Source organism: Streptomyces sp. 3211.6 (assembly GCF_003634815.1).
Lineage (GTDB): Bacteria > Actinomycetota > Actinomycetes > Streptomycetales > Streptomycetaceae > Streptomyces > Streptomyces katrae_A.
In genome coordinates this window covers 5470420-5484043 of record NZ_RBXC01000001.1, presented here as the reverse complement: position 1 = coordinate 5484043, position 13624 = coordinate 5470420, and the positions used below count along the sequence as shown (strand labels likewise).

The 13624-nt window shown below is 68.1% G+C and carries 13 protein-coding genes and 1 pseudogene; 8 read left to right on the top strand and 6 right to left on the bottom strand.

Annotated features, from left to right (window positions below):
• Positions 1 to 800 precede the first annotated feature (800 nt).
• Together BX286_RS36140 and BX286_RS25485 are read left to right on the top strand one after the other, a co-directional pair.
• Complete coding sequence (locus BX286_RS36140) at positions 801 to 1553, top strand: DUF6193 family natural product biosynthesis protein (RefSeq protein ID WP_148710296.1); 753 nt, start codon at positions 801 to 803, stop codon at positions 1551 to 1553.
• A gap of 334 nt (positions 1554 to 1887) precedes the next feature.
• Positions 1888 to 2755 (top strand): annotated as a pseudogene (locus tag BX286_RS25485) (IS5 family transposase).
• A gap of 361 nt (positions 2756 to 3116) precedes the next feature.
• Here BX286_RS25485 and BX286_RS25475 read toward each other — a convergent pair.
• Positions 3117 to 3956: an IS5 family transposase gene (locus tag BX286_RS25475; RefSeq protein WP_121016414.1), complete on the bottom strand. Its 840-nt coding sequence runs from the start codon at positions 3954 to 3956 to the stop codon at positions 3117 to 3119.
• A gap of 454 nt (positions 3957 to 4410) precedes the next feature.
• Between BX286_RS25475 and BX286_RS25470 the strand changes: the two genes are divergently transcribed.
• Positions 4411 to 5280 (top strand): IS5 family transposase, encoded by an 870-nt coding sequence (locus BX286_RS25470; protein ID WP_121016412.1) that lies wholly within the window; start codon positions 4411 to 4413, stop codon positions 5278 to 5280.
• A gap of 657 nt (positions 5281 to 5937) precedes the next feature.
• Here BX286_RS25470 and BX286_RS25460 read toward each other — a convergent pair.
• Positions 5938 to 7422: an O-antigen polysaccharide polymerase Wzy family protein gene (locus BX286_RS25460; RefSeq protein WP_261993510.1), complete on the bottom strand. Its 1485-nt coding sequence runs from the start codon at positions 7420 to 7422 to the stop codon at positions 5938 to 5940.
• A gap of 117 nt (positions 7423 to 7539) precedes the next feature.
• Here BX286_RS25460 and BX286_RS25455 point away from each other — a divergent pair, with 117 nt between their 5' ends.
• The 3 genes from BX286_RS25455 to BX286_RS25445 all read left to right on the top strand — a co-directional run bounded on the left by BX286_RS25455 (position 7540) and on the right by BX286_RS25445 (position 10204).
• The gene (locus tag BX286_RS25455; protein WP_079429858.1) at positions 7540 to 8079 is read left to right on the top strand and encodes a WcaF family extracellular polysaccharide biosynthesis acetyltransferase; all 540 of its coding nucleotides are present in this window, start codon (positions 7540 to 7542) and stop codon (positions 8077 to 8079) included.
• Positions 8076 to 9191, top strand: coding sequence for a glycosyltransferase (locus tag BX286_RS25450; protein ID WP_121016406.1), 1116 nt, complete (start codon positions 8076 to 8078; stop codon positions 9189 to 9191). The genes BX286_RS25455 and BX286_RS25450 overlap by 4 nt, the downstream gene beginning before the upstream one ends.
• A 95-nt stretch (positions 9192 to 9286) precedes the next feature.
• Complete coding sequence (locus tag BX286_RS25445) at positions 9287 to 10204, top strand: DUF6891 domain-containing protein (protein WP_121016404.1); 918 nt, start codon at positions 9287 to 9289, stop codon at positions 10202 to 10204.
• 8 nt (positions 10205 to 10212) lie between these two features.
• On the opposite strand, the gene BX286_RS25440 is transcribed toward BX286_RS25445, so the two are convergent.
• Complete coding sequence (locus tag BX286_RS25440) at positions 10213 to 10503, bottom strand: transposase (RefSeq protein WP_261993645.1); 291 nt, start codon at positions 10501 to 10503, stop codon at positions 10213 to 10215.
• Positions 10504 to 10584: 81 nt separating this feature from the next.
• Here BX286_RS25440 and BX286_RS25435 point away from each other — a divergent pair, with 81 nt between their 5' ends.
• Positions 10585 to 11148 (top strand): HD domain-containing protein, encoded by a 564-nt coding sequence (locus tag BX286_RS25435; RefSeq protein ID WP_079429852.1) that lies wholly within the window; start codon positions 10585 to 10587, stop codon positions 11146 to 11148.
• Here BX286_RS25435 and BX286_RS25430 read toward each other — a convergent pair.
• A complete protein-coding gene (locus tag BX286_RS25430; protein ID WP_079429851.1) occupies positions 11136 to 11606 on the bottom strand; it encodes an NUDIX hydrolase in 471 nt (156 codons plus the stop codon). The two genes, BX286_RS25435 and BX286_RS25430, sit on opposite strands and share 13 nt — an antisense overlap.
• A gap of 10 nt (positions 11607 to 11616) precedes the next feature.
• Positions 11617 to 12348, bottom strand: a complete 732-nt coding sequence (locus BX286_RS25425; RefSeq protein WP_079429850.1) for an XRE family transcriptional regulator — start codon at positions 12346 to 12348, stop codon at positions 11617 to 11619.
• A 272-nt stretch (positions 12349 to 12620) separates the two neighbouring features.
• On the opposite strand from BX286_RS25425, the gene BX286_RS25420 reads away from it, so the two are divergent.
• The gene (locus BX286_RS25420; protein WP_100862840.1) at positions 12621 to 12839 is read left to right on the top strand and encodes a hypothetical protein; all 219 of its coding nucleotides are present in this window, start codon (positions 12621 to 12623) and stop codon (positions 12837 to 12839) included.
• A 58-nt stretch (positions 12840 to 12897) separates the two neighbouring features.
• Here the strand turns inward: BX286_RS25420 and BX286_RS25415 are convergent, their stop codons facing one another.
• A complete protein-coding gene (locus BX286_RS25415; protein ID WP_121016402.1) occupies positions 12898 to 13587 on the bottom strand; it encodes a hypothetical protein in 690 nt (229 codons plus the stop codon).
• Between the last annotated feature and the right edge of the window lie 37 nt (positions 13588 to 13624).

Here is a 13624-nt window from a genome sequence, read left to right as displayed (position 1 = left end):
GAAATGCCGAAGACTGCCGGGAAACCCCCAAAGGAACGGGACGGACGTTCATGGGACATGCGGCGGGATCAGCGACCAGGCGGGGATGTCGGGGGCCGCCTCGCCAAGCATCCGGGCCGATGAGGCGGTGAATCGGGGCCGCGATTCGCGACAGATCGCTACGCGCTCCTCATTCCTCAGCGTCCGACGACCGCCTGGGGCCGCTGCCCGCAGGGAAGGACGACAGGATCGTCATCCGGGGCCGGTGGGCGCATCAAATCGCTACGCCCTCCTCTGATTTCAGTGCTGGCACGCCAGGTCTGCCGCGCGACCCGGTGGGGCAGGAACAGATTCGCCACGGGCACGAACCAGGCGGCAGCGAATCCCTCGGTGAAGATCGCGTCCTCCTTAGATCATCTTCTCGATAACAACATGAATAGTTCACGGATGCGCAGGCAGCCTTCCAATTCACCTGGGCTCGTGGGCGCACGCTTGCTGGAAAGCCTTGGCAGACGCAGGCGTCAGACGGACAGCAAACGGCTTGGGAGTTGGGCATCATCATGAGGAAGTTGACACCTGGTTCGGTTTCCGAGCAAAGCTGGGGATCGGTCAAGTTCTACTGGAAGGGTGAAGAGGCACGCATCGACGACCCGTTTAAGGAATTCCGACAGGCGGCTGAAAGATTGGGCTCTCATAGGAGTCTCGAGCCCGTCATTCTCGGGTTTCCTGAAAATATGCATCCCGGTGCGTGCTGGCAAGCACGCACCGGGATCGGATCGTATAGTTTGAGATTTTTATTGTGAGGGGTGGAGGGCGACGTTATGAATGATGGAGTGATGAAACCGGATCCCAGTCTGTATCCGGAACTGGCAGCTGAGGACGGGAGTCTGGTCGCTGCCCTACGGGTGACGAGTGGGCGGTTGGGGCTTTCACTAGTCGACCTCAATGAGGCACATGCGCCAGAAGGTCTGTCAACTCATTTCGCCGCCGCCGTTGAGGCGGAATTTGGAGATGCCCGACTGGAGCTGACCCCAGAGCATCGAGAAGTAAAGATCGCGATTGAGATGCCCCTGATTGGAGTCGCGGCTTTCGGTTCCACTGCATCCCTGGACGTTGCCGTCGAGATTGCTCACGCTTGGCAATCAGGAACCCCGCTCGCCGATATGTCCCTCCGCTGGAAATTTTTAAGGGTGTCCCCCGAAGCAGTGGCGCATGATCAGGGAAGAGGCGTGGAATACGAATGGGCGGCGATCCGCCGCATGTCACCCGATCTGATTGACCAGGAGTTGGTGGAAGCCGCTTACGCCACACCCGAATTGCGCTCACTGTTCCCCAGGGTCACCCACGGCTCCCTGCAATTCCGTCGCCGCACGATCTCGACTCCCGGAAGTGACGTTCCCAGCATCTTCCCAGCTGGAGAGGGAATCTGGAGGGTCATCAGGCTGTATGATCCGAGTTTTCCCATAAGCATCGTCGACACAGCCGAGGAGGCCGTAGGGCTTGTGGTGGCAGGGCTGCCGGCAGGGTGCGGTCCAGCCATTGAAGTGATCTACGCTGCCCGGCACGGGTCGTGAACGAACCGCCTACCGACCAGCCCAGAAGCACTTACCTGGACTTGCCCCATGGGTTGCGCTGCGCGATGCCCGTCCGGCCAGGCGCCAGGCCTCTGCCCCAAGGGGTTGTTTTCACCTGGACTGGTCGTGTACGTACTGATTCCCCGGGTATCGGATCATGGTGCCGGCGACGTCGTGGAGGCGGTCGATGTCTTTGGCGCATGTGAGGTGGCCGATGGGATGGAAGACGGCCTAATCCTGTCTCATCCCAGGATGTCTGGCCTTGCGGTCGTGTGCTTCCACCGTCGCGGGTGTGCGCCCGGGTGCACTCGGTCTGTCGCGGTACGCCGGAAGCATGGCGAAGCGACGTCCGTATCCGAGCGATCTGTCCGATGTCCGTTGGGAGTTGATAGAGCCGGTCCTTGCTGCCTGGCGTTTCGAGCGCCGGGGTCGGGCCTTGGACTTCGGCCGGCCGCCCGAGCACGACCTGCGGGACATCATGGACGCGATCTTGTACGTGGACCGCACCGGCGTGCAGTGGCGCTACCTCCCGCACGACTTCCCGCCCTGGAACACGGTCTACGGCTACTCGCCAAATGGGCCGACGAGGGCATCTTCGCCCAGCTCAAGGCCTGCTCAGGCAGCTGCTGCGGGAGAAGGAGGGGCGGGGCGGCGAACCGTCGGCCTGTGTGATCGACGCCCAGAGCGTCAAGACCTCCACCAGCGTCCACGCCGCCGGACAGGGTATCGACGCGGGCAAGAAGATCGTCGGACGTGTGCGGAGCATCGTTACCGACACGCTCGGTCTCCTGCTGGCCGTGCTGGTCACCGCGGCCAGCGTGCAGGACTCGGACGCCGGCACCCGGCTCCTGGACCAGGTCGCTGCAGAGCACCCCACCGTCCGCAAGGTGGGGGTAGACGGCGGCTACCGCCAGCACGTCGTCGAGCACGCCGCGACCCTGGGCATCGACATGGAGATCACCGTCCGCAGGCCCGGATCAAGGGGTTTCACTCCGATCCCGAAGCGGTGGGCGGTCGAGAGGACCTACGGCTGGCTCATGCTCCACCGCCGCCTGGCCCGGGACTACGAGACCCCGCCCACCCGCTCCGGAGCCCTGATCAACCTCGCCATGACCGACCTCATGGCCCGCCGCCTCGCCGACGAGAACACCCTCTCCTGGCGCGACCCAGCGAAGACCACCAAACGCCCCATCCCGGGATGAAACATCGGACGAAAACGACCTCTTAAAGAGCGTTTTGTCCCCTCATGGCTGTTTGAGAAGTCGTCGCAGCGTCAGTCGGACTGGCTGTGCTTGTGCAGGGCGGCGCTCGCTCGGAATCGGAGGCGGCCGCACCGGTCCTTCTCTTCGGGTGATGCGTCTTCTGGGCAGCAGCAGTGGCCCGCCAGCCACCGAAGGTCCTCTGATGTGAGCCAGAGAGCTATGCGGCCTTGCGCGGCTTCTTCCTGCGGATTCGTGGGGATGACATCGGCCATGTGCGTCACCCTATCGAGGTCCGAAGCGTCCACGACGTGACGGTCGGTGGCGGAGTGGTAGGTGTGAGCGGCCGCTCTTCATTCTGTGGTTATGAGTTTTTCCAGTTCGGAGTTGACTCTCGCGTGAGTCTGCGGCTCATCAGGTCGATCATTGCGAGGCGGATCATCGCCTCGGAGCGATGCGGGTGGGTCTCGTAGTCGCGGGCGAGGCGGCGGTGGTGCATGAGCCATCCGAAGGTCCGCTCGACGACCCAGCGCCGCGGGATGACCTTGAAGCCCTTCTGGCCGGGGTCGCGGTGGACGACTTCAACGTCGATGCCGAGGCGGGCGCCGTGGTCGATGGCCGTGGTGCGGTAGCCGGTGTCCGCCCAGGCTTTGGTCACACGAGGGTGGGCCTTCGCGATCTGTGAAAGTACCTGGATTCCCCCAGCGTTGTCGGAGGTGCTGGCTGCGGTAACGAGGACCGCCAGGAGGAGGCCGAGGGTGTCGACGCCGAGCTGTCGTTTGCGGCCTGCGATCTTCTTACCGGCGTCGATGCCTTGGCTGGCTGCGGGCACGTTCGCGGAGGTCTTGACGCTCTGGGCGTCCAGCACGCAGGCGCTTGCTTCGGGGGTGCGGCCCTCGGCCTCACGTACCAGTCGCCGCAGAGCTCCGTTGAGCTGGTCGAACACGCCGTCCTTCTGCCAGGCAGCGAAGTAGCCGTAGACCGTCTCCCACGGTGCGAAGTCGTGTGGCAGGTAGCGCCAGGGAATGCCGGTGCGGTCGACGTAGAGGACCGCGTCCATGATCCGCCGCAGGTCGTGCTCGGGCGGCCGGCCTATGTCCAGGCCCTTGCCTCTCCGCTCAGCCCGCCAGGCCGACAGAATGGGCTCCATCAACCCCCACCGGGCATCGGACAGGTCACTTGGATACGGTCGAGGTGGGCACATGTTTCGGTAGTACCGGGACCAGTCCCTCGATCACAGGGCGCAAACGGGGGTGAGTGGGGGCGCCTTGGGATCAGACAGGAGCGAAGGGGTCGAAATGGATCCTCGACCGCCGTCACCCGCCACAGATCCCACGAAGGCGACCACCAGCCTCGGCTATCACAGATAGGCCACTCACCCAAGAACCCACCAAACACCCACGCCAGGATAAAACGCTCTTTTAGAGGTCGTTTTCACCTGAGATATGCGCTTATCTGTGGATTTCCGAGGTGCGGGATTGTGGTGCGGCTGAGGTCGCAGGGGTGGTTGGTACTGGTGGGTCGGGTGGTGTGACGAGTGGGGCGGGATTCGGCTTGTGTCTGTCTCATCCCAAGACGTCTGGTCTTCGTGGCAGTGTGCTTCCGGCGTCATCGCTGTGCGCCTGGGCGCATTCTGTCCAGCGCGGTACGCCGGAAGCATGCCGACGCGACGTCCGTATCCGAGTGATCTGTCCGATGCCCGCTGGGAGTTGATTGAGCCGGTCCTTGCCGCCTGGCGTTCCGAGCGCCGGGCCAGGGCCCTAGACATCGGCCGGCCGCCCGAGCACGACCTGCGCGACATCATGGACGCGATCCTGTACGTGGACCGCACCGGAGTCCAGTGGCGGTACCTCCCGCACGACTTCCCGCACTGGAACACGGTCTACGGATACTTCGCCAAATGGGCCGACGAGGGCGTGTTCGCCCAGCTCAACGGCCTGCTCAGGCAACTGTTACGGGAGAAGGAGGGACGGGACGGCGAGCCGTCGGCGTGTGTGATCGACGCCCAGAGCGTCAAGACCTCCACCAGCGTCCATGTCTCCAGCCAGGGCATCGACGCCGGCAAGAAGATCGTCGGACGGAAGCGGAGCATCGTCACCGACACACTCGGACTCCTCCTCGCCGTCCTGGTCACCGCGGCGAGCGTGCAGGACTCCACCGCCGGCAGTCGGCTCGTGGACCAGGTCGCCGCCGAGCACCCAGGCATCCGCAAGGTGTGGGTGGACGGCGGTTACCGCCAGCATCTCGTCGAGCATGCCGCAACTCTCGGCATCGACATGGAAATCACCGCCCGCAAGCCCGGCACCAGGGGATTCGCTCCCATACCGAAGCGGTGGGCGGTCGAGCGGACCTACGGCTGGCTAATGCTGCACCGCCGCCTGGCCCGCGACTATGAAACCCTGCCCGCCCGCTCCGAAGCCCTGATTCACCTCGCGATGACCGACCTCATGGCCCGCCGCCTCACCAGCGAGAACACCATCTCCTGGCGCGAACCGAAGAAGACCGCCAACCAACTCATCTCGGGATGAAACATCGGACGAAAACGACCTCTTAGCGTCCGCGTCCCGCCTGGCGCTGATACCTGCACCAAATGACGAACTGAGCAGCATCCGGGCTTGGGGGCGCGTCAGATCGCTACGCGCTGCCGAAATCCGGCGTCCACGGCCGCCTGGGGCTGGCGACGGTACCAAAAGCCGATCCGCAGAGCATCCCGGCCCAAGACGGCCGCTGGCCGCCGAGGCGGGAGGAGCGCGTAGCGATCTGGCGCGGATCGCGGCCCCGGATGGCAATCCTGGCGGCCCGGATGCCCGGCGAGGCGGCCCCCGACGTCCCCGCCTGGTCGCTGATACGGCCGCATGTCCTATGAACGTCCGTCCCGTTCCTTTGGGGGTTTCCCGGCAGTCTTCGTTTTTCCGTGGCGGGACGCCCTGTCAAGGGTCGCCGCAGGCGATCGCGAAGCGACGCGACGAAGGAGCGCCCTTGACAGGGTGGCCCGACGCGGAAGGACGATGAGACTGACGGGAAAGCCCCAACCCATCCCTGAGACCGCTGAGTGTGGTCCCGGCCTTCCGGGTGCCGGTCCGCTGGTCCGTTCCGGGCCGCCCGGACCCCGCCGCGAGGTGGGTGGGCAGGCGCCGTCCAACGCCCGGCCCCTCGAGGGGGAGATGGCGGGCCCCCACCCGGCCTCAGCGCAGGGTGATGTTCCTGTCCGTGCGGTACGTCGCCACCAGCGCCAGGCACATCGCGGCGATGGCGACGCGGCCCGAGGCCTGCAGGAGCGGGCCGCGCAGCAGGATGAACGAGTAGCCCGCGACGAGCGGCACCACCACCGAGATCAGGCTGCCCGGCGGTGAGCGGCGGGTGGCGCGCTTCGCGTAGCGGCGGTCGACGCGGGCGGCGGCGTAGCCGATGGCCAGCAGGCCGGCGCCCATGCCGAGGGGGCCGAAGTCCAGCCACAGCTCGGCCCAGATCGGGGAGGAGAGGTTGGTGTTGACCGTTCCCATCCACTGGCCGACCATCACGCCCGTGTCGCGCGGCTTGCCCGGCCACACCGAGCGGGGCACCGCGAAGAAGACGGAGCCGGCGAGCTGGCGGCCGTAGAAGTGGCCGGGGCCGGATTCGGAGAAGGTGATGGTGTTGGCGAACATGCCGATCTGGTCGTAGTCCTTGAGCGCCATCGGCTCCAGGAACGAGGTCGTCTCGACGGGCTTGTAGTTCTTCTCGTCGTAGCGGAAGCGGTCCGCGAAGGGGAAGACGAGGAGGGCGACGACCACGGCCATGGACAGCGCGACGCGGTACATGGCGGCGCTGACCGGGAAGAGGGTGAACAGCATCGCGAACATGACCGTCAGGAACCAGTAGCGCGGGTTCGAGATCGGGTTGTTGACGACGAGGTTGAGGGCGAGGAGCCCCGCCCAGGTGACGATGACGGACACCTTGCGGCGGGCGTACGTCGAGGTGATCAGCCAGCGCGTGTACAGCAGCATGGCGAGCAGCGCCGGCACCGTGCCGAAGCCGCGCAGCAGGGCCTGGCCGGCCTGGCCGTCGCCGTTGGAGACCCCCGCGTCCTGGATGCCGGCGATGATCTCCTGGCGGCTGGAGAAGAAGACGGCGGGCCCGCCCAGCTTGAGGATGAACGCGGCGCTGCACACGAAGGCGATGGCGGTCAGGAGCTGGAGCCGGCGCCGGTGTGCCATGACGGGCCGGGGTTCCTTCGGGGAGCCGCCCGCGCGCCCGGCAGGGCGGTGGCGGGCGAGGAGCACGCCGACGTCGAAGGCGGTGCAGCCGAGGAGGACCAGGCCGACGGCGAGGGTGAGGTCGGAGCGCGGTCCGACGACGGGGGTCGGGACGCGGCCGAGGACGGCCTGGGCAAGCGGGGCCACGCCCATGGCCATGTAGACGAACAGCCAGAAGGAGCCCTGGAGCAGCTTGCGGCGGCTGGTCAGCACCATGGCGGAGAGGCGCGCACCCGCGTACATGGTGAGCACGAGCTGGAGCCAGAACGCGGCGTCCTCCTGCCCGTCGCCGGACTGCGCGGCGACGAACACCGGCAGGAACACGGTGAATCCGAGCGCGAGCGGCACGGACAGGGCGCGGGAGAGGAGGGTGCGCGGGGTGGTGACCCGCCCCCACTGGGCCTCGTCCACGGATGCCGGGGGCGCCGCTTTCACGCTGGGCGTGCGTATGTCCGTAGCCACCTTTGCCCCCACCCCATGTGCGTGATCCGCGCGCAGTCTAGTCTGAGCGTTCCGCGCCAGGGGAGGCGCGTGGGACGACGGGGGCGACCGGTGCGCAATCTTCCTGCCTTCACGCTGGCCGGATACGACAAGGGGCGGGGGCTGTTGACGCAGGCCCTGTGGTTCGCGGTGATGAACACCCTGTTCATGTCGTGGTTCTGCCCCGCCCGGCTGCGCGTGGCGCTGCTGCGGGCGTTCGGGGCGGAGATCGGCGAGGGGGTGCTGATCCGGCACAGGGTGCGGGTGCTGTGGCCGTGGAAGCTGAAGGTCGGGGACCACACGTGGATCGGCGAGGGTGCCTGGCTGCTCAACCTGGAGCCGGTGACGATCGGTTCGCACGTGTGCCTGTCGCAGGAGTCGATGCTGTGCACCGGATCGCACGACCACCGGGCCGCCGACTTCCGCTACCGCAACGCTCCGATCACCGTCGAGGACGGCGCGTGGGTGGCGGTGCGGGCGACGGTGCTGGCGGGGGTGACGGTGGGCCGCTGCGCGGTGGCCGGAGCCGGTTCGGTGGTCCACAAGGACCTGCCCGCCCTGACCCTGCAGACCCAGGACGGCCGCCGCCGCCCGGTGGAGGAACCGAATTGAAGATCCTGCACGCCGTCACGCTGCACTCCCCCTCGCACGCCTTCGGCGGCCCGGTGCGGGTGGCCCTCAACCTGGCCAAGGGGCTGCGGGAACGGGGCCACGAGGCGCGGCTGCTGGCCCTCGGGGAGGGCTTCGACCCCTGGCCCACGTCCGTGGAGGGCGTCCCGGCGAAGCTCTTCCCGGCCCGCCGTCTGCTCCCCCTCGGCTTCAGCGGGATGACCTCCCCGGCCCTGCTGGCCTCGGCCTCCCGCCTGGTCCGGGACGCGGACGTGGTCCACGTCCACCTGGCCCGCGATCTGGTGACCCTGCCCCTGGCCCTGGCGGCCCTGCGCGCGGGCAAGCCGCTGGTCCTGCAGACCCACGGCATGGTGGACCCGAGCGACAGGCTCCTGGCGAAGGTCCTGGACGCGGTGGCGGTACGCCGCCTGCTGCGCGGCGCGGACGCGCTCCTGTACCTGACCCCGCACGAGCGGACGGGTCTGGACGCGGTGGTCGGCACCCCGCCCCTCTCCCAGGCGGTCCGGCTGGTCAACGGCACCCCGTCCCAGGAGGAGCGCCCGCCTCTGAGCGGCCCGCCCCGCATCCTGTACTCGGCACGCCTGCAGGCTCGCAAGCGGCCGGTGGACTTCGTGGACGCGGCCCCGGCGGTGCTGGCGGTCCACCCGGAGGCGGAGTTCGTGGTGGCGGGCCCCGACGAGGGCGAACTGGCCGCCGTCCGCGCCCGCATCACCGCCCTGGGCCTCACAGCCCGCTTCACGGTCCCGGGCCCGCTCTCCAGCGCGGAGGTCCTGACGGAACTCCGCCGCGCCCACGTCTACGTCCTCCCCTCGGTGGACGAACCCTTCCCCATGTCGGTCCTGGAGGCCCTGGCGGTGGGCGTCCCCACGGTGGTCACCCACTCCAACGGCCTGGCCCGCGACATCGCGACCTCGGGCGCGGGCCGAGCGGTGGACCCGGGCCCGCAGGGCGTCTCGGAGGCGGTCCTCACCCTCCTGGCCCCGTCCGAAAACGCCGCGGCGTCGGCGGCGGCCCGAGAACTGGCGGCGAAGTCCTTCTCGATGACGTCGGTCCTGGACACCCTGCTCGGGGTGTACGAGGACATCAGCCGCTAGGGCCTGTCGTCAATCCTTGGCCGCCGGCCACCCAGGATCAGGGCTGATCGAATCCCGGTAGGTTCGCAGTCAGAGGGGTATGTCAGAGTCTGCGCATGCTCGAGATCGTGGTGAAGACGGAGAACTGGGAGCGGTACGTCCGTGTGTCTGCCGAGGAGCTGGCTGGGTTGGTCCGGCGTATCGGTGGCGAGGGTGACCGGTTCCTGGTGGTCCAGCGGATACCCGACCTGCCTGATGTCTTCGCCCAGGTCTGGCACAAGGCCGGTACTGATTACACGCTCGAGTACCGCGACGGTTCAGCTGAACGGCATTTCCAGGCGATGGCCGACGGGCCCGAGGACGTGGTTGCGGCGATTACCGGCTGGGCCCGCCAGGAGGCCGGTTGGGGCGATGGCCTGCCTTGGTCGCTGCTGGACATGGGCCCCGCCCGCGAGGTGCCACCGCTCGACCTCGACGAAGACGAACGCGAGGAGTTGGAGAAGCGCGTCCGCGAAGTGCTGGTCTGCGGCTACGCCTCCCGCGCCGAACTGGCCGAGCTTGCGGAGGAATACCTGGTCACCAAGGACCGCCGGCCCGTTTCGCGCGAGCAGGCGGAGGCGCTGGCCGACCGGTTGTGGCTGGAGCGGGTCGCGGAGCAAGCCGCATGGCAGGGCGAGACCGACCCTGAACGGCTCACTCGCGCGTTCACCGCCCTGCAGGAGGCCGGAATCACCTCCCGCGAAAACTTCACCTGCTGCCGTAATTGCGGCCAGGCCGAGATCGACGGTGAAGGAGGGACCGAAGCCCGCGGCTTCGTCTACTTCCACACCCAGTGCACAGATTCTGCCGCAGCTGGCCACGGACTGATGCTCCTCTACGGCGGTTTCGACGGCTCGTCCGAGACCACTGCAGCCATCGGCCACGAGGTCGTGGCTGCCCTCACAGCAGTCGGCCTCCACGCCGAGTGGGACCGTGACCCCGGCCGGGCCATCACCGTCAGCCCCCTGGACTGGCGCCGCCGCCTTGTCGGTTAGGGACGGCATCAAAGATCCGTCCACATCAGGATCGATGCGAGGGTGACGGCTGCCTTGTAGGACTGGGCGGTCTTGTCGTAGGGGGTGGCGATGCCTCGCCACTGCTTGAGGCGGTTGAAGCACCGTTCCACGACGTTGCTGCTCAGGGACGTCCGCCAGGGAACACCGGCGCGGAACTTCCACACGATCCCGTTGAGGACGATCCGGTCGTCCAGCCGGAGCCGCCCCAGCGCAGGCCGGGGCAGCAACGGACGTATGAGGCCCCATTCGGCATCGGACAGTTCATGGCGGCATATCACCACTCCGTGATCCACAATCCAAGATCACTTTGACGACGGGCTCTAGGGGCGGGAGGGGCGCAGATCGATACGGTGGATGCCATGGTTCCATCCGCACTGGACTCCGCCCGGGGAGCGGCCGGGCTGGCCGCGTCCCTCCTGCCTCCGCTGGGCGACCGCTGGCTGCACACTCAGGCAGTCGCGGAGCGCGCGCGTGAGCTGGCCGCGGCCGTTCCCTCGGCGCAAGGGGAACTGCTGGTGGCGGCGGCGTGGCTGCACGACATCGGGTACGCCCCTGCGCTCCGTGACACCGGGTTCCACCCCCTCGACGGCGCCAGGTACCTGGCGACGCGGGGCGTCCCGGCACGGCTCGTGAGCCTGGTCGCCCACCACTCGGGAGCTGTGTACGAGGCCGAGCAGCGGGGGCTCTCGGCGGAACTCGACGCGTACGACCGGGGTGATCCGGTGCTCCTGGACGCCCTCACCTGCGCCGACATGACGACCGGACCGGCCGGCCAGCGCCTCGTCTTCGCGGACCGCATCGGCGAGATCCTCACCAGGTACCCGCCGGGCAGTGAGGTCCACACGGCGATCAGCACGGCGGTGCCGGCCTTGGCGGCAGCGGTCGCCCGTACCCACGCCCGTTTGGCCGGTCAGCCGATGTAGGGCTCGGTCCGCCGGGAAAGCCCGTGCTCGATGCGCAACCGCATGGACGGATGGATCCGCATGTCATCGAGGTCGCCGGGGGCGAGGAAGGCGACCTCTCGGCTCTCGCTGCTCGTCCGGCGGACGCCGCCCACGATGCGGGCCGAGAAGCAGATCGAGAACTGCTGGCGGACTTCTCCGTCGTCGTACGCGATGACGTGGCGCGGGTTGGTGTACAGACCGACGAGGCCGGTCACCTCGACCTCGAACCCCGTCTCTTCACGCGTCTCGCGTACGGCGGCCTCCGCGACGGACTCGCCGGTGTCCACACCCCCGCCGGGCAGGGCCCACAGGCCGTTGTCGGTTCTGTGGATGAGCAGGACCCGCCCCTCACCGTCCAGGGCCACGACGGTCACGGACGGGACGATGCTGTTCGCCTCGGGCGCGTTCGGGTCGTTGAAGTAGTCCACTCGGGCCATGCCGACCAGCCTAGGCCGCCGTACCGCGCTCCCAGGCGTAGTCGAAGCTCTTCATGTAGTGCCGGAAGCTCCGGCCGCCCGGGATGTAGCGGAAGTGCAGGACCGGGTTCTGGCCTGCGGGCGCTCCGAGCACGTGGGGGTTGACGAGTACGTCGTCGTCGAAGCGGTACAGCGAGTTGTAGAGGATCGTCTCGTGCAGTCGGACCTCGACTCCGGGGGTCGTCATGGCCGGATCGAGATAGCGCCGCGTCATGCGCGAGCGCGCGGCGAGGTCCGCGCCGATCCCTTCCTCCTCGCCTCGTTGCCGGATCACCTCGGAGGCGGGATCGCCGAGGAGGATGCGCACTTGTGCTCCGGCCCGCGCCTTCCGGGCCAGCCAGTCCGCGAGTTCGGGATGGCCGTCGAAGAGGAACAAGCCCGCGTAGACGAGGACTTCGATGTGGCTCACCGCGTTGTCGATCAACGACGACCACAGGTCGACCGGTACTACACCGCGGTGCGGGTAGTAGGTGACCAGCTCGGAGGCGCTCGCCGTCTCGGCCTGCCGCGCGACCGTCGGCCAGAGGTAGAGCTCGTCGACACCGAGGAACGTCGCGGCCTTCCAGCGATGGGACCGGTGCGGCGTCCGGCCCGTCGTGATCCAGCGCTCCACCGTCTTCGGATCCACCCCGACTTGGGCGGCAACCGACTGGATGGTGGCCGAGCTCGCCGAAATGGCGGCGCGTAGACGCTCGTTGGCCATGGACTTGGCCTTCCCTCCGGGACGCCAGGACGTTTTCACCGTAGATCGAGACGTCCCTTAACGTCCATACGGACCGTGATGCGTCCACTACTTCGAGCGGTTTCCTGCAGTCATGGACGAAACGCGCACGGGCAGCGACGGCAAGGTTCCCCTGCACCAACCCCCTCCCGACCCGAGCCCCCACCTGCTCGCGCGGGCCGCACGCGGCTGGGCACGGTTCCTCGCCTCTGCCGCTCCCCGACCAGGAGTGAGCGGGATGGCTGGTGACTCCCATGACCTATGACGACGCCTTCGGACACGAGTGGCACCCATGGCTCGGGCGGACCGTGATGGACATCCCGAGCAAGGGGACGGGCCGGCTGATGGCCGTCGTGTATGAACAGGTGTGCACCTTCGGAGGGCAGGAGCACTGGGTGCGGCTTGCCTACATCCGGCCCGCCTCCGGGATCGAGTGGTCCACGGCGCTCGGCAACATCTCGCTGCTCTCCTGACGACGCACGGACGCCGCCGACCGGGAAGGGGTGCGGCGGCGTCCGGGGGCGGGTGGGGTTACGCCGGGAGCCAGGCGTAGCAGTTCGTCGAGGTGAAGGTGGCTGTGCCTGCGGGGATCGCGGCCGTGATCCTGTCGCCCGGCTTGGGCGGGGCATCCGGGCCCCAGGCGAGGGCGATGCCGTCCGTGTCCTTGGCCTCCCAGGTGCAGGTGGTGGACTGGGTGACGGCGCGGTAGATGCCCGAGGCTGGGTCCTTGCTGGAGCCGTCGGGGAAGCCCCTTTCCGCCGTCGCCAGGATCGGCTTCTGGTCGGGGCAGAGGTAGGTGATCGCGTCCCTCGCGCCCGTCAGCTCGCCCGAGGCGATCGCCGCGGCCGCGGCGTCCTTGTCGTGCTTGGCGGTGCGTTCCACGCGCTGGCAGGTTTCCTGGCCGGTCTGGAGGACGGCCGCGGGGTCGGTCTTGTTCGGGACGCGGCCGCTCAGGTACTGCTTCTCGTTCGCCTTGAAGCTGCCCGTCTTCGGGGTGAGCTGCGCGTCCGGGAGGACCGGGCCGGTCGGCTTGGCGTTCGGGTCCGCGGTGGCGGGGGGCGTGGTGGCGTCCGCCGGGTCGGGGGCCGGTGATGCGGCCGGCGGCTTCGGCTTGGCCGGGGCGGCGTCGGCCTTGGTGTCGCCGGAGGAGCTGCATCCGGTGAGGGTCAGGGCGGAGGCCAGGAGGAGGGCGGTGGTCGCCGCCGCGGAGCGGAGGTGCATCGGGGCTCCCGTGGAGAGGAGAAGGCGTACGGGGCCC

Bases quoted from the DNA above. Each gene is read 5' to 3' on its own strand.
- BX286_RS36140 (WP_148710296.1), top strand. From the start codon at position 801: ATGAATGATGGAGTGATGAAACCGGATCCCAGTCTGTATCCGGAACTG.
- BX286_RS25475 (WP_121016414.1), bottom strand. From the start codon at position 3,956: ATGTGCCCACCTCGACCGTATCCAAGTGACCTGTCCGATGCCCGGTGG.
- BX286_RS25470 (WP_121016412.1), top strand. From the start codon at position 4,411: ATGCCGACGCGACGTCCGTATCCGAGTGATCTGTCCGATGCCCGCTGG.
- BX286_RS25445 (WP_121016404.1), top strand. From the start codon at position 9,287: ATGCTCGAGATCGTGGTGAAGACGGAGAACTGGGAGCGGTACGTCCGT.
- BX286_RS25435 (WP_079429852.1), top strand. From the start codon at position 10,585: ATGGTTCCATCCGCACTGGACTCCGCCCGGGGAGCGGCCGGGCTGGCC.
- BX286_RS25430 (WP_079429851.1), bottom strand. From the start codon at position 11,606: ATGGCCCGAGTGGACTACTTCAACGACCCGAACGCGCCCGAGGCGAAC.
- BX286_RS25425 (WP_079429850.1), bottom strand. From the start codon at position 12,348: ATGGCCAACGAGCGTCTACGCGCCGCCATTTCGGCGAGCTCGGCCACC.
- BX286_RS25420 (WP_100862840.1), top strand. From the start codon at position 12,621: ATGACCTATGACGACGCCTTCGGACACGAGTGGCACCCATGGCTCGGG.
- BX286_RS25415 (WP_121016402.1), bottom strand. From the start codon at position 13,587: ATGCACCTCCGCTCCGCGGCGGCGACCACCGCCCTCCTCCTGGCCTCC.